Annotated in this window: 23 protein-coding genes; 9 read left to right on the top strand and 14 right to left on the bottom strand. The window is 60.3% G+C overall.

From position 1 onward, the window contains the following. Positions 1–5 precede the first annotated feature (5 nt). Together ACZ5FP_RS03920 and lepA are read right to left on the bottom strand one after the other, a co-directional pair. On the bottom strand, positions 6–197 hold the full coding sequence (locus ACZ5FP_RS03920; protein ID WP_346307216.1) for a hypothetical protein: 192 nt from the start codon (positions 195–197) through the stop codon (positions 6–8). A 6-nt stretch (positions 198–203) separates the two neighbouring features. Further along, positions 204–2012, bottom strand: a complete 1809-nt coding sequence (gene lepA, locus ACZ5FP_RS03915; RefSeq protein ID WP_223612298.1) for a translation elongation factor 4 — start codon at positions 2010–2012, stop codon at positions 204–206. 123 nt (positions 2013–2135) lie between these two features. Between lepA and ACZ5FP_RS03910 the strand changes: the two genes are divergently transcribed. Beyond that, positions 2136–3902, top strand: a complete 1767-nt coding sequence (locus ACZ5FP_RS03910) for a phospholipase D-like domain-containing protein (protein WP_464662251.1) — start codon at positions 2136–2138, stop codon at positions 3900–3902. On the opposite strand, the gene ACZ5FP_RS03905 is transcribed toward ACZ5FP_RS03910, so the two are convergent. Continuing rightward, on the bottom strand, positions 3899–4897 hold the full coding sequence (locus tag ACZ5FP_RS03905) for a cytochrome d ubiquinol oxidase subunit II (RefSeq protein ID WP_464662249.1): 999 nt from the start codon (positions 4895–4897) through the stop codon (positions 3899–3901). The genes ACZ5FP_RS03910 and ACZ5FP_RS03905 overlap by 4 nt on opposite strands. A 219-nt stretch (positions 4898–5116) precedes the next feature. Further along, entirely contained in the window at positions 5117–6478 is a 1362-nt protein-coding gene (locus ACZ5FP_RS03900; RefSeq protein ID WP_464662248.1) for a cytochrome ubiquinol oxidase subunit I, read from the bottom strand. 408 nt (positions 6479–6886) lie between these two features. Between ACZ5FP_RS03900 and ACZ5FP_RS03895 the strand changes: the two genes are divergently transcribed. Both ACZ5FP_RS03895 and ACZ5FP_RS03890 read left to right on the top strand, forming a co-directional pair. Then, on the top strand, positions 6887–7588 hold the full coding sequence (locus tag ACZ5FP_RS03895) for a hypothetical protein (RefSeq protein ID WP_464662246.1): 702 nt from the start codon (positions 6887–6889) through the stop codon (positions 7586–7588). Further along, the gene (locus ACZ5FP_RS03890) at positions 7530–9212 is read left to right on the top strand and encodes a hypothetical protein (protein WP_464662245.1); all 1683 of its coding nucleotides are present in this window, start codon (positions 7530–7532) and stop codon (positions 9210–9212) included. The genes ACZ5FP_RS03895 and ACZ5FP_RS03890 overlap by 59 nt, the downstream gene beginning before the upstream one ends. A gap of 240 nt (positions 9213–9452) precedes the next feature. Here the strand turns inward: ACZ5FP_RS03890 and ACZ5FP_RS03885 are convergent, their stop codons facing one another. Next, the gene (locus tag ACZ5FP_RS03885) at positions 9453–10436 is read right to left on the bottom strand and encodes a threonine ammonia-lyase (protein WP_464663167.1); all 984 of its coding nucleotides are present in this window, start codon (positions 10434–10436) and stop codon (positions 9453–9455) included. Between the two features lie 154 nt (positions 10437–10590). On the opposite strand from ACZ5FP_RS03885, the gene mbfA reads away from it, so the two are divergent. Continuing rightward, positions 10591–11574, top strand: coding sequence for an iron exporter MbfA (gene mbfA / locus ACZ5FP_RS03880; RefSeq protein WP_105733908.1), 984 nt, complete (start codon positions 10591–10593; stop codon positions 11572–11574). 249 nt (positions 11575–11823) lie between these two features. After that, positions 11824–11958 (top strand): hypothetical protein, encoded by a 135-nt coding sequence (locus ACZ5FP_RS03875; protein ID WP_264319104.1) that lies wholly within the window; start codon positions 11824–11826, stop codon positions 11956–11958. Here ACZ5FP_RS03875 and ACZ5FP_RS03870 read toward each other — a convergent pair. The 8 genes from ACZ5FP_RS03870 to dut form a co-directional block, all read right to left on the bottom strand. Further along, on the bottom strand, positions 11949–12296 hold the full coding sequence (locus ACZ5FP_RS03870) for an antibiotic biosynthesis monooxygenase family protein (protein WP_464662242.1): 348 nt from the start codon (positions 12294–12296) through the stop codon (positions 11949–11951). The two genes, ACZ5FP_RS03875 and ACZ5FP_RS03870, sit on opposite strands and share 10 nt — an antisense overlap. Then, complete coding sequence (locus ACZ5FP_RS03865) at positions 12293–12622, bottom strand: NIPSNAP family protein (RefSeq protein ID WP_464662241.1); 330 nt, start codon at positions 12620–12622, stop codon at positions 12293–12295. The genes ACZ5FP_RS03870 and ACZ5FP_RS03865 overlap by 4 nt, the downstream gene beginning before the upstream one ends. A gap of 152 nt (positions 12623–12774) precedes the next feature. Then, complete coding sequence (gene cysK, locus ACZ5FP_RS03860; protein WP_346308396.1) at positions 12775–13749, bottom strand: cysteine synthase A; 975 nt, start codon at positions 13747–13749, stop codon at positions 12775–12777. Positions 13750–13886: 137 nt separating this feature from the next. Next, a complete protein-coding gene (locus tag ACZ5FP_RS03855; protein ID WP_223612308.1) occupies positions 13887–14507 on the bottom strand; it encodes a LysE family translocator in 621 nt (206 codons plus the stop codon). 162 nt (positions 14508–14669) lie between these two features. Further along, positions 14670–15674 (bottom strand): proline racemase family protein, encoded by a 1005-nt coding sequence (locus ACZ5FP_RS03850; RefSeq protein ID WP_464662239.1) that lies wholly within the window; start codon positions 15672–15674, stop codon positions 14670–14672. Continuing rightward, on the bottom strand, positions 15674–16330 hold the full coding sequence (locus ACZ5FP_RS03845; protein ID WP_288192605.1) for an HAD family hydrolase: 657 nt from the start codon (positions 16328–16330) through the stop codon (positions 15674–15676). Before ACZ5FP_RS03845 ends, ACZ5FP_RS03850 begins: the two co-directional genes overlap by 1 nt. 2 nt (positions 16331–16332) lie before the next feature. After that, a complete protein-coding gene (locus ACZ5FP_RS03840; protein WP_464662238.1) occupies positions 16333–17151 on the bottom strand; it encodes an isocitrate lyase/PEP mutase family protein in 819 nt (272 codons plus the stop codon). Between the two features lie 15 nt (positions 17152–17166). Further along, positions 17167–17652, bottom strand: coding sequence for a dUTP diphosphatase (gene dut / locus ACZ5FP_RS03835; RefSeq protein WP_464662236.1), 486 nt, complete (start codon positions 17650–17652; stop codon positions 17167–17169). A 162-nt stretch (positions 17653–17814) separates the two neighbouring features. Between dut and ACZ5FP_RS03830 the strand changes: the two genes are divergently transcribed. Beyond that, entirely contained in the window at positions 17815–18624 is an 810-nt protein-coding gene (locus tag ACZ5FP_RS03830) for a class II glutamine amidotransferase (RefSeq protein ID WP_464662234.1), read from the top strand. Positions 18625–18639: 15 nt separating this feature from the next. On the opposite strand, the gene ACZ5FP_RS03825 is transcribed toward ACZ5FP_RS03830, so the two are convergent. Beyond that, positions 18640–18987 carry a HigA family addiction module antitoxin gene (locus ACZ5FP_RS03825; RefSeq protein WP_464662232.1) on the bottom strand — a complete coding sequence of 116 codons (348 nt, stop codon included), beginning with the start codon at positions 18985–18987 and terminating at the stop codon, positions 18640–18642. Between the two features lie 169 nt (positions 18988–19156). Between ACZ5FP_RS03825 and ACZ5FP_RS03820 the strand changes: the two genes are divergently transcribed. The 3 genes from ACZ5FP_RS03820 to ACZ5FP_RS03810 all read left to right on the top strand — a co-directional run bounded on the left by ACZ5FP_RS03820 (position 19157) and on the right by ACZ5FP_RS03810 (position 21805). Beyond that, positions 19157–20746 (top strand): peptide chain release factor 3, encoded by a 1590-nt coding sequence (locus ACZ5FP_RS03820; RefSeq protein WP_223612314.1) that lies wholly within the window; start codon positions 19157–19159, stop codon positions 20744–20746. 110 nt (positions 20747–20856) lie between these two features. After that, the gene (locus ACZ5FP_RS03815; RefSeq protein WP_464662230.1) at positions 20857–21255 is read left to right on the top strand and encodes an ArsR/SmtB family transcription factor; all 399 of its coding nucleotides are present in this window, start codon (positions 20857–20859) and stop codon (positions 21253–21255) included. 1 nt (position 21256) lies between these two features. Continuing rightward, the gene (locus ACZ5FP_RS03810; RefSeq protein ID WP_464662228.1) at positions 21257–21805 is read left to right on the top strand and encodes an SRPBCC family protein; all 549 of its coding nucleotides are present in this window, start codon (positions 21257–21259) and stop codon (positions 21803–21805) included. Positions 21806–21837 lie beyond the last annotated feature (32 nt).

Genomic DNA, 21837 nt, shown 5'->3' with positions numbered 1-21837 from the left:
GGCGGTCAGCGACCCACCTGTTCGGCCTGTTCGACCGTCAGCGGCTTGATCTCCGGCGGCAGCGGTTCCGGCCTGTCCGCCTGCAGGACAGGCGCCGACGGAACGGGCGGCCGCACCGTGGTGCAGGCGGCCGCACAGGCCAGAATGCCAAAAAGGGCGAGCATCCGCGCCAGGGCGCGGGGAAAACCGGCTTGCATCAAGCCTCAGTTATCGCTCATCTTCAGCGCCTGGATGAAGGCTTCCTGCGGGATTTCGACCTTGCCGAACTGCCGCATGCGCTTCTTGCCTTCCTTCTGCTTTTCCAGAAGCTTGCGCTTGCGCGAGACGTCGCCGCCATAGCATTTTGCCGTCACGTCCTTGCGCAGGGCCGAGATGGTTTCACGCGCGATCACCGTGCCGCCGATGGCCGCCTGGATCGGGATCTTGAACATGTGCTTGGGGATGAGGTCCTTCAGCTTTTCGCAGAGGTCGCGGCCGCGCTTTTCCGCGGCGGCGCGGTGCACCATCATCGACAGCGCATCGACCGGCTCGCCGTTGACCAGCACCGACATCTTGACCAGGTTGCCCTCGCGGTAATCCGAAAGGTGGTAGTCGAAGGAGGCATAGCCCTGGCTGATCGACTTCAACCGGTCGTAGAAATCGAACACGACTTCGTTGAGCGGCAGGTCATAGGTGACCATGGCGCGCTTGCCGACATAGTTGAGATCGATCTGGATGCCGCGGCGGTCCTGGCAGAGCTTCAGGATGGAGCCGAGATAATCATCGGGGGTGAGGATCGTCGCACGGATCCACGGTTCCTCGATGGTGGCGATCTTCATCACCTCGGGCATGTCAGCGGGGTTGTGCAACTCCTTCTGCGTGCCGTCGGTCATGTTGAGCTTGTAGACGACGCTCGGGGCGGTGGCGATGAGATCGAGGTTGAACTCGCGCTCCAGCCGTTCCTGGATGATTTCGAGATGCAGGAGCCCGAGGAAGCCGCAGCGGAAACCGAAACCCAGCGCGGCGGAGCTTTCCATTTCGAAGGAGAACGAGGCGTCGTTGAGGCGCAGGCGGCCCATGGCGGCGCGCAGATCCTCGAAATCGGCGGCATCGACCGGGAAGAGGCCGCAGAAGACCACCGGCTGCGCCGGCTTGAAACCGGGCAGGATGGAATCGGTCGGACGCTTGTCCTCGGTGATGGTATCGCCGACGCGGGTGTCGGCGACTTCCTTGATCGAGGCGGTGATGAAGCCGAATTCGCCCGGTCCAAGCTCGTCAACGGCCAGCATCTTCGGCGTGAACACGCCGGTGCGCTCGACCGGATATTTGGCGCCGGTGCCCATCATGCGGATGGTCTGGCCCTTTTTCAAAACGCCGTCGATGATGCGCACGAGAACGATAACGCCGAGATAGCTGTCGTACCAGCTGTCGACCAGCATGGCCTTCAGCGGCTTGGTGCGGTCGCCTTCGCGCGGCGGCGGCAGCTGGTTGACGATGGCTTCCAGAACATCGGGAATGCCGAGACCTGTCTTGGCGGAAATCAGCACGGCCTGGCTGGCATCGATGCCGATGACTTCCTCGACCTGTTCGCGGATGCGCTCGGGTTCGGCGGCCGGCAGATCGACCTTGTTCAGCACCACGACGATCTCGTGGTTGTTGTCGATGGCCTGATAGACATTGGCGAGGGTCTGCGCTTCGACGCCCTGCGAGGCGTCGACGACGAGCAGCGAACCTTCGCAGGCCGACAGGGACCGCGACACCTCATAGGCAAAGTCGACGTGGCCGGGCGTGTCGATCAGGTTGAGAACATAGGTCTCGCCGTTGTTGGCCTTGTAGTTCAGCCGGACGGTCTGCGCCTTGATGGTGATGCCGCGCTCGCGCTCGATATCCATCGAGTCGAGCACCTGTTCCTTCATGTCGCGCAGCTCAAGCCCGCCTGTCTGCTGGATCAGGCGGTCGGCAAGGGTGGATTTGCCATGGTCGATATGGGCGACGATGGAAAAATTACGGATGTGGTCAAGTGGAGTGCTCATGCGCGCGATTTAGCAGTGAACAGGCAAAACGCAAAGCGGGAAATGCAATCCGCCCGCCCGGACCGTCACAAGATTGCATCGTCTGTGCTATATTTTGCCCCTGCGCCACACACCGGGGATGTGATGATGGACGAATTCTTCAATTTCAAGGAGACGGATGGTTTCCGGGTCAAGCTCTGGCGGGGCGAGTATATGTGCCTGCTGGGCTTCGACGTAGATGCGCCGGAGGATGATTTTGTCGGTTTCGCGGTGGAGTACAAAGAGCCGAAGGGCGACACATTCCTCAACCTGCGCAACCGCATCGCCTTCGATTACGGCGAACCGGCCAAGAAGGCGGTGACCGGCGGGGTCAAGTTCCCCACCACCGAAGCGCCGCTGCAGATGTTCCGCTGGGTGCATTTTCCCTATGAGCCGCAGGACGGCATTTACACCTACCGCATCACCAAGATGCACATGCCGCAGGACGGCAAGCTGGTGCGCGGCACCATGATCGAGCTGCCGATCCGCTATGACAGCGTCACCTATGACGGCTTTCTCGATATCGGTTTTACCCGCAACTTCGCCTCGTCGCAGGCTTTCGAGGACAAGAAGAAGCGGCTGCACCTGACCAATGACATCATCCCCGCCAATGCGGATGACGGTCTCGCCTTTGCAGCCAGGAAAGCCGAAATCGCCAAGACGGGTATCTACGACTGGCTGGGGTTCGAGGCGCACCGGCTGCTGTTCGGCTTCCTCGACTGGGCGGTGAAGGACCCGACCATCGAGGTCGACGCGCTGGCCTACGACCTGAATGAGCCGGACTTTCTGGCACAGCTGGAAAAGCTCGGCAGCCGCCTGCGGGTGATCATCGACGATTCCGGCGTGGCGGACAAGAAGACCGGCGGACTAAAAAGCGGGCATGGCGCGCCGGAAAGTGCGGAAAGCCAGGCGGCGGCGCGGCTTGTTGCCAGCGCCGGGGCGGACCGTGTCAAACGCGGGCATTTTCGCGGGCTGCAGCACAACAAGGTGCTGATCGCCAAGCGCAACGGCGTGCCGGTGCGGGTGCTGGGCGGCTCCATGAACTTTTCGTTCCGCGGCTTTTACATCCAGGCCAACAACCTGTTCATCTTCGACGACGAGGCGGTGGCGGGCCTGTTCGCGCAGATGTTCACGCTGGCCTTCACCGACATGGCCAATTTCCAGAAAGACCCGTTTTCGAAAGTCTGGCATTCGGTGAAACGCGAAGGCCGCCCGGCGGTGCATGTCTGTTTCTCGCCGCACAAGACATCGGAACTGTCGCTGCGGCCGGTGGGCGGCGCCATCGACCAGGCGACATCCTCGGTGTTCTATTCCTTCGCCTTCATGAACCAGACCAAATCCGGCCCGGTGCGCGAGGCGCTGGACCGTCTGATCAAGAAGCCGCTGTTCAGCTATGGTGTGGTGGACAAGAAGAGCGGGATGGAAATCCAGAAGCCGAGCGGCGAGAACGGCCTTGTCGATTTCGCCTATCTGGCCAAGAACGCGCCGGAGCCGTTCAAGAGCGAATGGTCCGGCGGCAGCGGCATCAATATTCACCACAAGTTCGCGGTGGTGGATTTCGACAAGCCGACGGCCAAGGTGTTCACCGGATCGAGCAATTTCTCGCCTTCGGGGGAAACCGGCAATGGCGATCATCTCGTCATCATCGAGGATCAGCGGGTGGCGACGGCCTTTGCCATCGAGGCACTGCGCATGTTCGACCACCTGAACTTCCGCAACCGCATGCAGGTGGAAATCGCCGCGCTGCCGAAGCAGATCACCCTGAAGAAACCCAAGGCGATCTCGGGCGAAAGCACCGCGTGGTTCGACAAGTTCTACGTGGCGGGAAGCCAGCGCGAGCGCGACCGGCTGACCTTTTCGCGTCAGTCCTAGCGCAGGTCGCGCGCCTTGCCGCCGAACACCCGGTAGGCGAAGATGGAATAGCCGACGATGGCGGGCAGCACGACGATGACGCCGACGAGGATGATGCCAAGGCTTTCCGGCGCGCTGGCGGCGGCGAAAATCGTCAGCCGGTCCGGCACCACATAGGGATAGAAGGAATAGGCGAGCCCGGCAAAGCCGAGGGTGAAAATACCCGCCATCAGCGTGAATGGCAGCGCCGAATAGCGGTCATTGGCGGCGGGCAGCCTGGCAAGCACAGCCCAGAGTGCAGCAAAGAGCGCGGCAGTGACCAGCGGCAGCGGCGCGAGCAGGATCATCTGCGGCAGCACAAACCATTTGGCGAAAATGCGCGGGCTGGCCAAGGGCGTCGCCAGCGAAACCGCAACCATGCCGAGCGCGGCGAAAACCAGCGACCGGCGCATCAGGAGGACGGCCTTGTGCTGCAAGGCGCCCTCTGTCTTGTGGATGATCCATGCGGCGCCGATGGCGGCGTAAGACGCGGTGAGGCAAAGACCGACCAGCAGGCCGAACAGGATGCAGGCCGCTGACTGGTCAAGCCCCAGCACATAGACACCGAGCATGTAGCCCTGCGCCAGGGAAGCGGTGATCGAGCCGGCGGCGAAGGCAAAATTCCAGCGCGGCTTCACATGCAGGTCAACCTTGGCGCGAAAATCGAAGGCGACACCGCGCAGGATCAGGCTGATCAGCATGACGGTGACGGGAACATACAGCGCCGGCAGCACGATGCCGTGCGCTGCGGGAAAGGCCACCAGCAGCAGACCGATGGCGAGGACCAGCCAGGTTTCATTGGCGTCCCAGAACGGGCCGATGGCCGCGACCATCGTGTCGCGCTCCGCATCGTCCGTTGCGGCGAAAAGAATGCCGACGCCGAGATCAAAACCATCGAGGATGACATAGACCAGAATCGACAGGCCCATCAGCCCGGCAAAAATCAAGGGAAGGATGATGGCGGGATCAAAGGTCATGAATGATGCCGCGTCTGATTTTGGCTATGGCTTCAGAACACCCCCCTCTGTCCTGCCGGACATCTCCCCCACAAGGGGGGAGATCAGCTATCACAGCTGTTTCGAATAGTTCTGAGACATTGCAAAGTAAGCAAAAGCGTTGATGTCGATGTGATCTCCCCCCTTGTGGGGGAGATGTCCGGCAGGACAGAGGGGGGTGAGTTGTGAAAGAATGCATCATCAACTCCCCCGCACCGGCTGGCCCAGCGGCTGGTCCTCGACGCCGGGTTCCGGCTGCCGGTCACCCTCGCGGGCAGCCTTGACCGTCAGCCGCAGGATCACGCCGACATAGGCCAGCAGCAGCACGGCATAGACGATGAGATAGGCAGCAAGCGACGCGGCGACCGTACCGGCGGGCACCGGCCCGAGTGCGTCCGCCGCTTTGAGCACGCCGTTGACCAGCCAGGGCTGGCGGCCGATCTCCGCCGTGTACCAGCCGGCCAGCGTTGCCACCCAGCCGGACAGCGCCATGGGCACCAGCACGAGCGCGAGCGGCCGCGTGAGCGTGCCGCGCCGCCACAGCGTCCACGCGGCTGTCCACGACACCAGCAGCATCAGGATGCCGGTGCCGACCATGATGCGGAAGGCGAAAAACAGCGGCAGAACCGGCGGGTGATTACCCGCGAACTGGTCGAGGCCGGGCACGGCACCTGCAGCGTCGTGCCGCAGGATCAGGCTGGCACCATCCGGCACGGCGACCTCGACACGATTTTCGCGTGTCGTCTCGTCAGGCAAGGCAAACAGCAGCAGCGGCACATGGGAGCGGGTTTGCCAGTTGGCTTCGATCGCCGCGATCTTCTGCGGCTGATGCGCCAGCGTGTTCAGCCCGTGCTGTTCGCCCGCGACGATCTGCACCGGGATGAGCACCGCGGCGAGATAAACGCCGGTGCGCAGGGCTTTGCCCATGGCATCGCTGCGGTCGCCCAGCAGCCAGCGCAGGGCGGACAGGCCCGAGATCAGAAAGGATACGGTGAGCCCCGATGCCAGCAGCATGTGCACAAGCCGGTAGGGCATGGACGGGTTGAAGATGATGGCGGCCCAATCGGTGGCAAAGGCCTTGCCGCCGCGCATCTCGAAGCCATCGGGGGTCTGCATCCAGGAATTCAACGCAATGATCCAGAATGCCGACACCGTCGTGCCGAAGGCGACAAGCAGGGTTGCCAGCGTGTGGATGCGATTGGACACGCGGCGGAATCCGAACAGCATGATGCCGAGGAAGGCCGCCTCGAGAAAGAAGGCGGTGAGAATTTCATAGGCCAGCAGCGGCCCGGCGATATTGCCGACCGTTTGCATATAGCCCGGCCAGTTGGTGCCGAACTGGAAGCTCATGGTCACGCCGGACACGACGCCGAAAGCGAAGGACAGGGCGAAAACCTTGACCCAGAAATGGTAGGCCTTCATCCAGCCTTCGTCGCTGGACCGGCGATAGCGCAGCTTGAAATACAACAGCACCCAGCCGAGCGCGATGGTGATCGTCGGGAACAGGATATGGAACGAGATATTCGCAGCGAATTGTATTCTCGACAGAATGAACGGATCCATGACGGCGTCCTTTCGCTGCGGACATATGTCACCCGAACGGACGGCGTGAGAAGTAGACATGCTGTCGCGTGCGTGGTTCGACACGCTCACCATGAGGGAGGGCGAGGATTGCAGGGAGCCAGATTTAGCAACGCTGGCGATTGGCTTGCAGCCAAACCACATCCCTCATGGTGAGCTTGTCGAACCACGCACGATTGACCTGCAAATTGAGCCTCTGCACCTATACCTTGGTCTAAACCCACCTTCTTTGGCACGGATGTTGCGTTTCCATTCACGTTCTCTTGCGAGCAAATCCGCGATTTCGGTCCAACTCGCAGGAAATATCAATGTTTTAAAAATTTTTCGAGCGGCCCGAACCTTTGGGGGTAACGGCCCGCCAAACCAGGGGTTCTTGAGATGATACGATGGTTGAATAAACGCGCACGATGCGCGTGCCTATTTGCCGTGCTGCTTGCCGCTTTGGCAGGCTGTACCGGCGATGATACGGGGGCGCCGCAGCAGCAAGGCACTTTCGAGACGACACCGCCGGACGAATCGGTGCCGGATCAGGCCAATATACCGGAAGTGCCTGCCACACCCGCTTCCCAAGACGGGCAGGCGACCTTTGTCACCGATCAGGCCGGCATACCCCGCGAACCTGTCATCGGCACAGTGACGCCGGTTTCCGGCACGGAACCGCCGCCGCCTGTGGCGACGGGCGGTGAGGCGATACCTCTGAGCAGAGAGAGTGAACCTGTTCCGCCTGGTCCGGTTGCGATCGTTCCGCCCGCTGCGGACCGTCAGATCGTACTGCCTCGCCCCGAACCGGTCGTTCCACCGATTGTTGTTCCCGAAAAGATAACCCGCTTTACCGAAATCGCACCCGATACGATTGGCGGGGCGACCCATGTGTCATCGCCTGCGCTTTCATACGATCTCGGAAATCTCGTTGCGCAGTGGAGCGAAGATTCGACCGCCTTTACGTCTGCCACGACATTTATAACGCCAATAAAGGGCTGGGTCCGCTATCCTGAACAGCCAATAACTCCCTCGCCCCCCCCCCAATTACCCCGTGATCATATTCCTGCACGGTATGCACGCACCCAGCGATCCAAGCTACCAGGGATATGATTATCTGGCGAAAGATTTGGCAGAGCACGACTATGTGGTGCTATCAATCGACGCCAATGCGATTAACGCTACAGGTGCCTACCAAACCCCTGAAGGATACACATGGTATTCTGGAGATCAATCCAGCCATGCACGTGCTCAATTGATACTTGGCACGCTCGACCGTATGCGTCAAATCGACGGCTTTGGACAAGTTAACCTCGGCGGCACTCAGGGGAAACTCGATCCACTGAAGGGCAAGCTTGATTTTGACCGCATCGGCATCATGGGACACTCCCGTGGCGGTCAGGCGGTTGCCAATGCGATTGTCTTCAACAAAACCCGCCGTGGTGTGACGGAGACCGACTTCAAAAATGCATTACGCACAAAACCTGATGACTACAGGGCCTTGTTCCCAGATCTCGCTGCCGCAGTGAACCCCAAGACTGCGAAGACAGCGGCGAGTGTAGACGATAAAAAAGCCAAAAAAGCGATTGAGAAGTACAACATATTCTACGCTGCAGGCAGCGACGCCTCGGCTTACAAATTCAAAGGCGCATTCATGCTAGCACCAACCGATCTTGCAGGCGTGACCGGGCTCGACCACGTACCATTAGCCAATCTTCTGCCGTCTTGCGATGGAGATGTTTCGAATCTGCAGGGAGCAAGAGCATTCGACCACAATCGCTTCGGGCCTGCTGATGATATGACACCACGCTACCAAATCCTGCACCGCGGCGCCAACCACAATTTCTACAACACGATATGGTCGGCTCGTGATGGCGTAACAAACATCTGTAAATTCACCCGATCTTATCTCGACGCCAAGGAACAACGCCGTGGTGGCCTTTTTATCATCAATTCGTTCATGCGTTATCACGTCGGCGGCGAACAGAAATTCGCCGCCTACTGGAATGGTCTCGCTCAGATGCCAAAGCAGTCCTGTCCCGATCGCAAGACCACCTGCGACGAACGCGTGGTGCTGACCGTGCAGAAGGATGCAACCCGCATCAAATTGATACAACGTTTCGACGACCTAGACAGTATGATAAAGAACAAGCTTGGCGGTGCCGCATCATTTACCGGCTTCGACGAGACGCAGCGTTATGGCATGCCAAGTGGTGGCAACAGTGCAGGGTGGGAGACACCACCCCTCGACGGCTTCGGTGATATCAACTCGTTGGCCGACCATGTCGAACTTGTATGGACCAAGGAGAATCCGACGATCACCAACGACCTAACCGGTGCTTCAGCGACGGGATTGGATAGCCTGACAATCCGAGTCGCTGTAGTTCAGCCGGTAGGTCAGGAAATACTGGTTACGCTCGCAGACGATAAAGGCAAATCCGCAACCGTCACGGCAAGCGATTACACCGATGCGCTCTACAACTTCCCGCGCCCGAAGGGCGAAGGGCGTCCTTTGATAGACAACCCTGATGATGTGCCACTGGTAGGGGATACGGTTGTCAATGTCATGAACATGGTTGCCATCCCTCTCAAAGCTTTCGATGGGATCGATCTGACCAAGCTGAAAAAGCTGAAACTCACTTTCCCGAAGGAATGGGGCAAGGTTGCCATCACCGATATCGAACTGCAGAATCTCGGACGCGAAAAGCCTCAACAAGAAGTTGCAGCAAAAATGTGATCCAGCGCGCCCCAGAATTCGTTGGGGCGTGTTTTTTCACCAAAAGATATATCCGTTACATCCTGTGCATGATTCAATACGCTCACCATGAGGAAATTTACGGGCTGTTTCGACAAGTGCAACAATAGCAGAGCCTGCCTATCCGGAATCAATCCATGTTCCTCATCGTGAGCTTCCTGAGCTTGCCGAAGGGCGAACCACGCACCACGCACAATTGCCATGCAAATCGGGCCTTTGCCCTTATGCTGCGGCGATCAGCCCGCCATAGATATCCAGGTCCACATTGCCACCTGACAGGACCACGGCAACCGTCTTGCCTTGCAGCTCGTCCGCCCGCGCCGCCACGCCGGCAAGGCCGACGCAGCCGCCGGGCTCGACAATCACCTTGAGATAGGTCGCCGCATCGCGCATGGCGGCAGCAACCGCTTTATCGGAAACCGCGACGCCGCCCGCCAGGTTCTGCCGGTTGATGGGGAATGTCAGATCACCCGGCTGCTGGGTCAGGATCGCATCGCAGATCGAGCGGTAGCCCGGCTCGTTGGCAACCTGCCTGCCAGCCGCCAGCGACCGGCGCAGATCGTCGAAATGATCGGGCTCGACACCCCAGATGCGGGTGTGCGGGGAACGCGCCTTGACCGCAACGGAAATGCCGCTGATCAGCCCGCCGCCGCCGCTCGGCACGAACAGGTCGTCGAAGACAATGCCGCGTTCCTCCGCTTCGTCGATCAGCTCGATGCCGATCGTGCCCTGCCCGGCCATGATCGCGGGATCGTCATAGGGTGGCACCAGGATCATGCCGCGCCCGTTGATATACTCAGCCGCGATCTCCTCCCGGCTCTGCTTGTAACGGTCATAGAGCACGACGTCAGCGCCATAGGATCTCGTATTGGCAATTTTCAACTGCGGTGCATCGGATGGCATGATGATGACAGCCTTGATGCCGAAAAGCTGGGCGGAGCTTGCCACGCCCTGCGCATGGTTGCCGGAGGAAAAGGCGACGATGCCGCGCTTGCGCTCGTCCGCCGTCATCTGGCTGATGCGGTTGTAGGCGCCGCGGAACTTGAACGAACCGGTCCGCTGCAGGCATTCCGGCTTGAACAGGATGCGCGCGCCATATTTGGCATTGAGCGCTTCCGACTCGATCAGTCGGGTGGCGACAAGCTGGCCTTTGAGCCGGATGGCGGCATCGACGATATCGGTATTGGCAATGGCGAACGCGTTCATCATGTCCTCGGCTGCTGAATGGGCGGGTCTGGTCATTCATAGCACCGGCGCGGCGTTTCGGCATCCAAATCATTGTCATCATTGTCCCGGGCACCCTCTTGAAAAACCCGCCTGCTTTCTATAGTTTAGAATTATTCTAAATTAGGACAGTGTCATGCTCAGCCGCTTCTTCGGTCCCCGCCGCCACGAACTCAACGAATTGTCGGAACAGCAGCTCCTCGCGCTCGCCATTTCATCGGAAGAAGACGATGCGCGGATCTACCTTGCCTATGCCGACGGGCTGCGGGACGATTTCCCGCAGAGCGCCAAAGTCTTCGAGGATATGGCGGAGGAAGAAAACCTGCACCGGCAGGCGCTCATCGACATGCACCGCGAGCGCTTCGGCGACCGCATTCCGCTGATCCGGCGCGAACATGTGCGCGGCTATCTCGAGCGCAAGCCGGACTGGCTGGTGCGGCCGCTCGGCATCGACAAGGTGCGCGAGATGGCGGAAAAAATGGAGGAGCAGGCCTACCGCTTCTACACGGAAGCGGTGAAGCTGGTCAGCGATGCCTCGACGCGCAAGCTGCTCGGGGATCTTGCCATTGCCGAGAAAACCCACGAATCGCTGGCGCACCGGCTGGGCGAACAGCACACGCCCGATGCGGTGCAACAGGACGAGAAGCTGACGGAAAAACGCCAGTTCCTGCTCACCTATGTCCAGCCGGGGTTGGCGGGGCTGATGGACGGTTCCGTCTCGACGCTTGCGCCGATTTTCGCGGCGGCCTTCGCAACCCAGGACACCTGGCAGACATTTCTGGTCGGCCTCTCCGCCTCGCTCGGTGCCGGCATCTCGATGGGCTTCACGGAAGCGGCCCATGATGACGGCAAGCTGTCCGGGCGCGGATCGCCGCTGAAGCGCGGCCTCGCCAACGGCCTGATGACGGCGATCGGCGGCCTGGGCCATGCCCTGCCCTACCTGATCCCGGATTTCTGGACGGCCACGACGATCGCCGCACTGGTGGTTTTCGTCGAGCTTTGGGCGATTGCCTATATCCAGCACAAATATATGGAAACGCCGTTCTTCCGCGCGGCGATACAGGTGGTGCTGGGCGGCAGCCTCGTCCTGGCCACGGGCATTCTCATCGGCAATGCGTGACGACCGGCGCATGCAGGCGGGTCTTGTAAACGAATCAGAATTGACAAAACCCGGTGGTTAACACCGAGTTTCTTTTTGGCTTTTCAACCGGGAAATTACAGCCTGCCTCAGGTGTTAAAGCTAATTTTCCATGAATTCACCGGGCCTTAACCATCGGTATTCAGCAAGCGTTCATATTTATCGGTTAAATTTTAGCTAAATGATCGCTAACCGATTTTTTCGGGCGATCGAGATTCAGGAAATGAAGATATGACCATGCTCGTTCAACTGCGCGATACGCTTCGCGTCGTCCGTGAATTCATTGCACCGTCCTACCGGCCGGAACGCCATTACATGCGTGGCCCCGGCCCCGCCTGTGCACAGCGCAACCACGGTCAGGCATGATGGTAAACGCGCGCGTCAGACGGAGCCTCATCACGGGCTCGCAAGCCATAGTCACGCATAACAGTCGCAATCCGCAGCCGGTAATCGGCAAAGATTTCGGCGCGGCCAGCGCTCTGGGCAGCGCGATGTTCCTCGGTCTGGCGCCAAGCCGCAACTGAGGCTTCGTCGCGCCAGAACGACAGGGAGAGATAACGGTTCTCGTTGGCAAGGCTGCGGAACCGTTCGACGGAAATGAAGCCGTCCATCTTTTCCAGAAGCGGGCGCAAATTCGCCGCCCGCTCGAAATAATCTTTCTCGTGGCCTTCCCTCGGCTCCACTTCGAAAATCACAGCAATCATCGGATCAATTCCCCATTGTTTCCAGTAACCCGGCGCAGGAACGTGCGGTCCTCGCGGCGGATGAATTTCCGTTCGCGCGAAAATTCATAATTGGCGCGGCCCAGCGGATCGGCCATCAATTTTGCCCGGTACGCCTCATAGGCCGCCAGATCCGCGATGGTGTAAATCCCGTAGGCCAATGTGGCCGACCCCTCATGCGGGGCGAAATAGCCGATCAGGTCGGCACCGCAGCGCGGGATCGCCTCGTTCCAGGTGCGTGCATAGTGTTCGAATGCATCCTTCTGGTAGGGGTCGATCTCATATTTGATAATGCAGGTGATGCTCATGACAGCCGCTCCTTCGTGTGGACTGGCCTGTTTTAGAGCAGCCGGATGATCCGATGCTTCGATCGCGGCCGAACTATCGCGGCCGCAAAACAATCAGCCCCGCCAGGCATTTGGCGCGCGGCGGGGCTGGTTGCAAAACAGTATCGGTTCTATCAGGCGTCGAGGCCGTCGAAGAGTGCCGTCGACAAATACCGTTCAGCAAAGGACGGAATGATCACGACGATATTCTTACCCTTGTTTTCCGGACGCTTGCCGAGCTCGATAGCCGCCGTGAGCGCGGCGCCGGAGGAAATGCCGACCGGCACGCCTTCGAGCTTGGCCACCAGGCGGGCATAGGTGAAGGCATCCTCATTGGAGACCTGAATGACCTCGTCATAGATGTGCGTATCGAGCACCTGCGGCGCGAAACCGGCACCGATGCCCTGAATCTTGTGCGGGCCGGGATTGCCGCCTGATAGAACCGGCGAATCCTTCGGCTCGACCGCAACGATGCGCACGTCCGGCTTGCGCTGCTTCAGGACCTGGCCGACACCGGTGATGGTGCCGCCAGTGCCGATGCCGGACACAAAGATATCGACCTTGCCGTCCGTATCGTTCCAGATTTCCTCGGCGGTGGTCCTGCGGTGAATCTCGGGGTTGGCCGGATTGTCGAACTGGCCGGGAATGACCGCATCGGGCGTGGTTTCCACCAGTTCATTGGCCTTGGCGATGGCGCCCTTCATACCCTTGGCGCCCTCGGTCAGAACCAGTTCGGCACCGAGCAGCTTGAGCATCTTGCGGCGCTCGACCGACATGGTTTCCGGCATGGTGAGGATGAGACGGTAGCCCTTTGCGGCGGCGGCAAACGCCAGCGCAATACCGGTATTGCCGGAGGTCGGCTCGACGAATGTCGTCTTGCCCGGCGTTGCCTTGCCCTGTGCTTCCAGCGATTCGATCAGCGCGACGCCGATGCGATCCTTGACACTGGCAATCGGATTGAAGAATTCGAGCTTGGCCAACAGATTGGCTTCGACACCCTGATCCTTTGCCAGCTTATCAAGACGGATAATCGGCGTATCGCCGATGGTATCGACAATGGAATTGTAGATACGGCCGCGGCCGGGTTTGCGCGCATCACTCGTGCTCATGGAAATGCTCCCTCAATTGCTGTGGCAGCCATCTTATGGCGCGAGCTTGAAAATTCATAGTCGAGCCTATGCATAAACAGCCCGATCACGGGAATTTCATGCCAATATACCTACAGCCTTAGAATAAAATTCTATGGTCAAGACGCCCGGCCAGCGATGGCAAGCGCAGCGCCCGCCATGAATGCGGCGGCGGTGCGGTTCAGCCGTTTCAGGGCGCGCGGCGATTGCAGGAACCAGCGTGCCTTGGATGCAAGCGCGAGATAGGGCACCAGCACGACAAGCAGCGTCACAACCGTGACGCAGGCGAGCAGCGCATAATCGGTCGGGGTGATGGCGTGCAGATCGATCAGCGTCGGCGTCAGGGCGATATAGAAGATCATGGTCTTCGGATTGCCGAGGGTAACCGCAAGCCCGGAAAGCACGCTGGCGAGAGCCCCGCCGCTGCCGCGCTTGGCTTCAATCTTTTCGGCGGAAATTCCCGCGGTCCAGAAACTCCAGGCGAGATAGGCGAGATAGGCCACACCCGCCCATTTGATCAGCAGAAACAGTGTTCCGAACGTCTGCGCCACCATGGAAAGGCCGAGCACCACGGCTGTCAGATAGGTCAGATCGCCGAGGACGAGGCCGAGCGACATGAACAGGGCCGAGCGGAAACCGGAGCCGAGCGCCCGCGCGATGAGGGCGGTGAGACCGGGCCCGGGAATGGCGGCGGCAATGGCTAGGGCGCCCGAATAGGCGATGAAACCGGCAAGTGTCATGATCAATCTCTGCGTGAAGTCTGTGCGGCGGGAGAATACGCCGATTTTCCGCACTGGCAATCGGCCTCAAGTATTTGTCGTATTCATCATTTTCGGGGCTGTGCGACGACGTCGCCAGGCAAATGCCTCATATCATTCCAGCCAGATTTATGCGTGTTCGACCTAGAGTACCAGAAACCCCCGTCCCAGCGGATCATCGTCTTCAACGATGAACTCCGCCTTGCCGCTGTAATAGGCGTGGCCGGAGACACGCGCCGTGATGGCGTCGAAGGTTCCCGCCCTGGTGAGCGAGGCGACAGCCCCGGCAAAACGCGAGCCGACAATGCTTTCGAAAATCCGCGCTTCAGTGGCATGAATCTGGCCCTTGGCGTGCATGGCAGCCAGCCGCGCGGTCACGCCCGACCCGGTCGGCGAGCGGTCGAGCTGGGCATCGGCGAAAATGCAGACATTCCTTGTCGGCGCTTCCGACCAGCCGTCGAGACCGTCGGTGAGGATGGAACCATAGAGGAAGGCAAGGTCGCTGTGATCCGGGTGCGCCAGCGGCACGGCGTCCTTCACCGCTTCGGTGAGCAATGTTGCCGCCTCGATGAATTTGCGCGCGGGATCGCGGCCGAATTCAAGGCCGAACTGGCTGCAATGGGCGAGCGCGTAATAGGCGCCGCCATAGGCCACGTCGAACGTCACGTCGCCATAGGGCGGCAGATGGATGGTCCGGTCCCCGGCAAACAGAAAGGCCGGGACGCTTTCGAAGGAGACGCTGGCGGACTTGCCGTCCTTCACCTCGACGGAGGCCACCACCATGCCGCAGGGGCATTCGATGCGGACCGTGGTGACCGGCTCGACCTTCTCTACAAGGCCATAATCGATGGCATAGCGGCCAAGCGCGATGATGGCGTGGCCGCACATGGTCGAATAGCCCTCATTGTGCATGAACAGCACGGCAAGATCGGCCCCGGGCAGGTTCGGTTCGACCAGCAGCGCGCCATACATGTCGAAATGGCCGCGCGGCTCGAACATCAGGATTTTGCGGAGATGGTCGAGATTGTCCCGGACATAGGCGCGCTTCTCCAGGATCGTGCCCTTCGGCAGGACGGGATAGCCGCCGGTGATGATGCGCAGGGGCTCGCCGCCCGTGTGCATGTCGACGACGCTGAGCGGCGCGGCCATCAGGCGATGCCCAGAAGCGCGGGCAGCTTGCGCATATCGTCAAACAGGATACCACCCGCCGCCACGAGACCTTCATGGTCGGCATGCGCATCGCCGCAATAGGAAAACACCCGCATGCCGGCCGCCGTTCCCGCCGTTGTTCCCGCCACGCTGTCCTCGATCACCACTGAGCGGGACGGCTCGACTCCCATCTGCCGTGCCGCATGCAGGAAGAGATCGGGGAACGGCTTGCCGCGGGCCACCATGGATGCGCTGTACAGCACATCATGGAAATGGCCGATCAGCCCGGTTTTCCCCAGCGTCAGGTGCATTTTTTCCACATTGGCGGAGGAGGCCACGCAGTAGGACAGTTGCGCTTCCTTCACCGCATCGATGACCGTTTCGATGTGCGGGATGGCTTCAACGCCGTTTTCGAAAATGACGGGAATGGCCTGATACCAGCGCTCGACAAAATCGTCGCCAAGGGAATAGCCCTGCGCCTCGACCTTCTCCTTCACCGCGCGCATCGGCATGCCGCAGAGGTTCTTGCGCGCCTCGTCGAAGGTGATGGGATAGCCCGCGGCATTGAGCATCTTGATCAGATGCTGATTGGCAAGGGCTTCGGTATCGACCAGGACCCCGTCACAGTCGAAAATCACCAGATCGGGGCGAGTCATGCTTAATCTTCCTTGTCTGCGTCCTGCGCGTAGAGCTTTTGCAGCTCCCCGAACGTCACGCCGGTTTTTGAGAATTCGAACGTGCCCTTGTCGAGCACTTCGCGGGCCGCATCGCGAATGGCAGTGAAGGCGGCGGTGGTCAGCCGCGGCCCGAGCGAAACGCGGCGCACGCCGATCGATTTGAGTTCGCTGACGCTCAATGACGCTGGCGCGAGGACATTGACGGGCTTCGACACGGAAGCGCAGATGGTGCGGATACTCTCGAGATCCGAAATGCCGGGCGCAAAAAGCACATCGGCACCGGCCCTTTCGAACGCCTGCAGCCGCTTGATCGTGTCATCGAGATCGGCACGGCCATGCAGGAAATTCTCGGCACGCGCCGTGAAGACGAAATCGCTCTTCAGCGCCCGCGCGGCTTCCGCCGCCGCGTAGACACGCTCGACCGCATGGTCGAAATCATAGATCGGCTTGTCCGCATCGCCGGAGAAATCCTCGATGGAGCAGCCGGCAAGACCGGCGGCTTCGGCGGCGAAGATGGTCTCGCCGGCGCTGTCGGCGCTGTCACCTTTGCCCTTTTCCAGATCGCCGGAAATGGGAAGATCCGTTGCCGCCACGAGATCTCGGCAATGCTGCATCATGACATCGAAGGCGACGCCGCCATCGGGCAGAGCGCGCGAAAAGGCAAACCCGGCGCTGCTGGTGGCCAGCGCCTTGAAGCCGAGCGACGCGAGGAACCGGGTCGTACCGGGATCCCATGGATTGGGCATCAACAGAATTTCCGGTCCCTGATGCAGCTGACGGAAAACCTTGCCCTTGTCCATGCTATCCTCCCGCGATTACGACGTGCCCGTTGACCCGAACCCTCCGGCACCGCGTGCCGTTTCGCTGGCATGCTGCCGTTCTTCAACCTCGAGCTGCACGACCGGCGCCAGCACGACCTGCGCGATGCGCATGCCACGCTCGACGTAGAAGTCGTCATCTCCAAGATTGATCAGGATTACTTTTACCTCACCCCGGTAGTCGGAATCAATGGTCCCCGGCGTGTTGAGGCAGGTAATTCCGTGCTTGAGGGCAAGGCCGGAACGCGGCCTTACCTGCGCTTCATAGCCTTGCGGGATTTCAAAGACGAGGCCGGTCGGCACCAGGGCGCGGCGGCCGGGCAAAAGCAGCAGCGGACGGTCCTCGGGCACTGCGGCGCGCAGGTCCATTCCAGCCGAGCCGGGGGTTTCATAGGCGGGCAAATCGAGGTCCCGCCCATGCGGCAACCGGACAAGACCGAGAGCGGGATGCACGAGACGTGCGGAATCGGATGATTGAGACATGAGACCACCTTTTTCACCAGTCCGCCGGATTGGTCAACTCACAAGATTTGTCCGGATCATTGTTTACACACAATCTCTTTCTAGCAGTGGCTGAACCTGACGATTCCCAAGCGCCGCGCGACGCGCTATTGTCAGTCGGATCAAGAGTGAATCGGGTGAATCATGTGTCGATGGGCAGCCTATCTCGGACCTCAGCTTTATCTCGAAGATGTCATTGCTTCGCCGTGCCATTCGCTGATCGCCCAGAGCCATGATGCGCACGAGGCCAAGACCCGCACCAATGGCGACGGTTTCGGCGTTGCCTGGTATGGCGAGCGGCCGGAACCTGGCCTTTACCGCGATATCCTGCCCGCCTGGTCGGACCAGAACCTGAAGAGCCTGTCGCGGCAAATCCGGTCGCACCTGTTTCTCGCCCATGTGCGCGCCTCCACCGGCGGCTCGACCAGCCGGACCAATTGCCATCCATTCGTCTCGGGCCAATGGAGTTTCATGCACAATGGGCAGATCGGCCATTTCGACCGGCTGCGGCGCGGGTTGGAAGCCAAGCTCGACGATGCGCTTTATGTGCAGAAACTGGGATCGACGGATTCGGAGCTGATTTTCTTGCTGATGCTGCAGCACGGCCTCGACAAGGACCCGGCACAATCGCTGGTGGAGACGGTCAATGTCATCACCGCCGAGGCGGAGCGCGCCGGCGTGCCGCCCTTCATCCGGTTGACGGCGGCATTTTCCGACGGGACACAGCTCTACGCGGTGCGCTACGCCACCGACCGCTTTGCCCCGACGCTCTATACGGCGACGCTCTCACCGAGCTCGGGCCTGTGCGTGGTCTCGGAACCGCTGGACGGAGAAGCGGAAAACTGGATGCCGGTGCCGCCGAACAGTTTCGTGACCGTCAAGAACAGCAAGCGCATCGCCATCGAGCCGTTCATGGCGCAGGAAAAATCCGGGCCAGTGCTGGAGAAAGTATAAATTTCAAAATTTTGACTATGCCGCTTTGTCGGCTTTGCGCTTGAGCGCGACGATCCTGTCGATTTCAGTTTGCTTGTCGCGGGTTTCGATCTTGAGATCGTAGGACATCTGCATGTTCAGCCAGAACTCTGCGGACGTGTTGAAATATTTTCCCAGCCGCAGCGCCGTATCGGGAGTGACCGCCGTCTTCTCCGCAACCAGACGCTCGATACGCGTCCGCGGAACGTGCAGCGCTTTCGCCAAGGCACCGGCGCTCATCTTCAAGGGTTCGAGAAACTCCTCCCGTATAATTTCACCGGGATGGATGGGAGGTAAACCGTGTAAAATCGCCTCCGTCCATTTGTCCTTGAATGAACATATCATTATCGCCTCAAATGCCGCTATTCTACCGCCACGCATTCACCGGTCAAACAAAATGTATCACGCCGTGATACAACCTTCGTATAAGACGCCTTAGAATTGACAGTCGACGGCAGGGCCTCCGGCTGATAGAAGGCGCGCAACCCTACGATTACGAAATTTGAGCCGCTTCATGTCTTCTGCCGACCATCCCGTTTCGAAACGCCGTACCTTTGCGATCATCGCGCACCCGGACGCCGGTAAAACCACGCTGACCGAAAAGCTGCTGCTGTTCGGCGGAGCGATCCAGCTTGCCGGCGAGGTCAAGGCCAAGAAGGACCGTATCCAGACCCGCTCCGACTGGATGAACATCGAACGGGATCGCGGCATCTCGGTCGTCACCTCGGTGATGACCTTCGAGTACAAGGACTGCATCTTCAACCTTCTGGATACGCCCGGCCACGAAGATTTCGCCGACGACACCTACCGCACGCTCACCGCCGTCGACAGTGCCGTCATGGTCATCGACGCCGCCAAGGGTATCGAGGCGCGGACGCTGAAACTCTTCGAAGTCTGCCGCATGCGCGATATTCCGATCGTCACCTTCGTCAACAAGATGGACCGGGAAAGCCGCGATCCCTACGAAATCCTCGACGAAATCGAGCAGAAATTGGCGCTCGACACTGCCCCGATCACCTGGCCGATCGGACGCGGCAAGAGCTTTGCCGGTACCTACAACCTGCAGGACAATACCGTGCGGCGCCGCGATGAAGAGGAAAAGCCGACACCGGTCAACGGACCGGAAGCCGCCGGTGCCTCCGGCCTGCTGCCCGAGAACGAACGGCAGGCGTGGATCGACGAGGTGACGCTGGCGCGCGATGCCTGCAATCCCTTCGATCTGCAATCATTCCGCGAAGGCCATATGACGCCGGTCTATTTCGGCTCGGCGCTGCGCAATTACGGCGTGCGCGACCTGATCGAAGCCTTCTGCGATTTCGGGCCGAGCCCGCGCGCGCAGGACGCCGACATCCGCCGCGTCGAGGCAACCGAAGACAAGATGACCGGATTTGTCTTCAAGATCCAGGCCAACATGGACCCGAACCATCGCGACCGCATCGCCTTCCTGCGCGTCTGCTCCGGCAAACTGTCACGCGGCATGAAAGCCAAGCTGGTACGCACCGGCAAGCCGATGAGCCTGTCGGCACCGCAGTTCTTCTTCGCCCGCAGCCGCCAGATCGCCGACGAGGCCTGGGCCGGCGATGTGGTGGGCATTCCCAACCATGGCACCTTGCGCATCGGCGACACGCTGACGGAAGGCGAAGACATCCTGTTCCGCGGCGTGCCGAACTTTGCCCCTGAAATCCTGCGCCGCGTGCGGCTCGACGATGCGATGAAGGCGAAAAAACTGCGCGAGGCCCTGCAGCAGATGGCGGAAGAAGGCGTTGTCCAGCTGTTCCTGCCCGATGACGGTTCGCCCGCCATCGTCGGCGTGGTCGGCGCCCTGCAGATCGACGTCCTGACGGAACGCCTGAAAGTCGAATACACGCTTCCCGTCGGCTTCGAGCCCGCACGCTTTACCATTGCGCGCTGGATTTCGGCCGATGACCCGGCGGAGCTGCAGCGCTTCATCAATGCGCACCGGGCCGATATCGCCCATGATCTCGACAATGATCCGGTGTTCCTGGCGCAGAATTCCTTCTCGCTGTCCTATGAGGCAGAGCGCTGGAAGGCTATCCGCTTCGCCGCGATCAAGGATTATCAGGTCCGCGAAAAGGCCGCCTGAGCCAGCTTACCCTCCAACCGGATTGACCGCTGTTCGTTGCCCTGAACGGCCTCGCGCATTTATTCAACCAAATGGTTGACAATTGAAATCGCGCAGCTATATTAAACCTTATGGTTGAATATAGCACACCCACGCTCGACGCCGTTTTCCATGCCCTCTCCGACCCGACGCGGAGAGCCATGCTGCACCGGCTGTCGACAAGCGAGCGCACCGTCAGCGAGCTGGCGACGCCGTTCAATATGTCGCTCGCCGGCGCATCCAAGCACATCAAGGTGCTCGAGGCGGCCGGGCTGGTGCGGCGGCACGTGCAGGGCCGGACCCACATCTGCGCCCTGCAGGCGGCCCCGCTGGCCGAAGCGCAGGAATGGCTGCGCTATTACGAGCAGTTCTGGCAGGAACGGCTCGACGATCTGGAAGATATTCTGCGCGCGGAGGACCGTGCGCTTGCCGACACGGCGAAACACGGAGCCCGCAAGGCCCCCAAATCCAAACCGGATACCAAGGAGTAGAATGATGAGCCTGCATCAGGGAAACGACCAGCTTGGCATTGCAACAGCCCCGCGCACCGTTCGCATCGAACGGCTGCTTCCCGGTCCGGTGGAGCGCGTATGGGCCTATCTCACCGACGCGGAAAAGCGCGGCAAATGGCTCGCCAGGGGGCCGATGGCGGGCCATGCCGGCGGACCGGTGGAACTGACCTTCCGCCATTCCGAACTGTCCACCGCGCCCACCCCGGAAAAGTACCGGAAATATGAAGGCCACCGCAATGTCGGGAAGGTCATACGCTGCGAGCCGCCGACATACCTGTCCTTCACATGGGAGGAGGGCAATGGCACGGCATCGGAGGTGAGTTTTGAACTGCAGGCGGCCGGCGGCGACACTCTGCTGACCCTCACCCACAGCCGTCTCGCCGATCATGGCGCCATGGTCAGCGTCGCCAGCGGCTGGCACACGCATCTGAGCGTGCTGATCAATGTGCTGAACGGGGTCGAAACCGCCGATTTCTGGGCGAAGCTGGAGCACCTTGAGGCAGAATATGACAGGGCGCTGCCCGCATGACATTTTTGCTGCGTCAACGCTGGCGCACCACA

This window comes from Phyllobacterium sp. T2-21 (genome assembly GCF_055378485.1).
This window is presented reverse-complemented; position numbering and strand designations above follow the sequence as displayed.

What these genes read in the sequence shown, in the direction of transcription:
- ACZ5FP_RS03920 (WP_346307216.1), bottom strand. Translation starts at nt 197, where the DNA reads ATGCAAGCCGGTTTTCCCCGCGCCCTGGCGCGGATGCTCGCCCTTTTT.
- lepA (WP_223612298.1), bottom strand. Translation starts at nt 2,012, where the DNA reads ATGAGCACTCCACTTGACCACATCCGTAATTTTTCCATCGTCGCCCAT.
- ACZ5FP_RS03910 (WP_464662251.1), top strand. Translation starts at nt 2,136, where the DNA reads ATGATGGACGAATTCTTCAATTTCAAGGAGACGGATGGTTTCCGGGTC.
- ACZ5FP_RS03905 (WP_464662249.1), bottom strand. Translation starts at nt 4,897, where the DNA reads ATGACCTTTGATCCCGCCATCATCCTTCCCTTGATTTTTGCCGGGCTG.
- ACZ5FP_RS03900 (WP_464662248.1), bottom strand. Translation starts at nt 6,478, where the DNA reads ATGGATCCGTTCATTCTGTCGAGAATACAATTCGCTGCGAATATCTCG.
- ACZ5FP_RS03885 (WP_464663167.1), bottom strand. Translation starts at nt 10,436, where the DNA reads ATGAACGCGTTCGCCATTGCCAATACCGATATCGTCGATGCCGCCATC.
- mbfA (WP_105733908.1), top strand. Translation starts at nt 10,591, where the DNA reads ATGCTCAGCCGCTTCTTCGGTCCCCGCCGCCACGAACTCAACGAATTG.
- ACZ5FP_RS03875 (WP_264319104.1), top strand. Translation starts at nt 11,824, where the DNA reads ATGACCATGCTCGTTCAACTGCGCGATACGCTTCGCGTCGTCCGTGAA.
- ACZ5FP_RS03870 (WP_464662242.1), bottom strand. Translation starts at nt 12,296, where the DNA reads ATGATTGCTGTGATTTTCGAAGTGGAGCCGAGGGAAGGCCACGAGAAA.
- ACZ5FP_RS03865 (WP_464662241.1), bottom strand. Translation starts at nt 12,622, where the DNA reads ATGAGCATCACCTGCATTATCAAATATGAGATCGACCCCTACCAGAAG.
- cysK (WP_346308396.1), bottom strand. Translation starts at nt 13,749, where the DNA reads ATGAGCACGAGTGATGCGCGCAAACCCGGCCGCGGCCGTATCTACAAT.
- ACZ5FP_RS03855 (WP_223612308.1), bottom strand. Translation starts at nt 14,507, where the DNA reads ATGACACTTGCCGGTTTCATCGCCTATTCGGGCGCCCTAGCCATTGCC.
- ACZ5FP_RS03850 (WP_464662239.1), bottom strand. Translation starts at nt 15,674, where the DNA reads ATGGCCGCGCCGCTCAGCGTCGTCGACATGCACACGGGCGGCGAGCCC.
- ACZ5FP_RS03845 (WP_288192605.1), bottom strand. Translation starts at nt 16,330, where the DNA reads ATGACTCGCCCCGATCTGGTGATTTTCGACTGTGACGGGGTCCTGGTC.
- ACZ5FP_RS03840 (WP_464662238.1), bottom strand. Translation starts at nt 17,151, where the DNA reads ATGGACAAGGGCAAGGTTTTCCGTCAGCTGCATCAGGGACCGGAAATT.
- dut (WP_464662236.1), bottom strand. Translation starts at nt 17,652, where the DNA reads ATGTCTCAATCATCCGATTCCGCACGTCTCGTGCATCCCGCTCTCGGT.
- ACZ5FP_RS03830 (WP_464662234.1), top strand. Translation starts at nt 17,815, where the DNA reads ATGTGTCGATGGGCAGCCTATCTCGGACCTCAGCTTTATCTCGAAGAT.
- ACZ5FP_RS03825 (WP_464662232.1), bottom strand. Translation starts at nt 18,987, where the DNA reads ATGATATGTTCATTCAAGGACAAATGGACGGAGGCGATTTTACACGGT.
- ACZ5FP_RS03820 (WP_223612314.1), top strand. Translation starts at nt 19,157, where the DNA reads ATGTCTTCTGCCGACCATCCCGTTTCGAAACGCCGTACCTTTGCGATC.
- ACZ5FP_RS03815 (WP_464662230.1), top strand. Translation starts at nt 20,857, where the DNA reads ATGGTTGAATATAGCACACCCACGCTCGACGCCGTTTTCCATGCCCTC.
- ACZ5FP_RS03810 (WP_464662228.1), top strand. Translation starts at nt 21,257, where the DNA reads ATGATGAGCCTGCATCAGGGAAACGACCAGCTTGGCATTGCAACAGCC.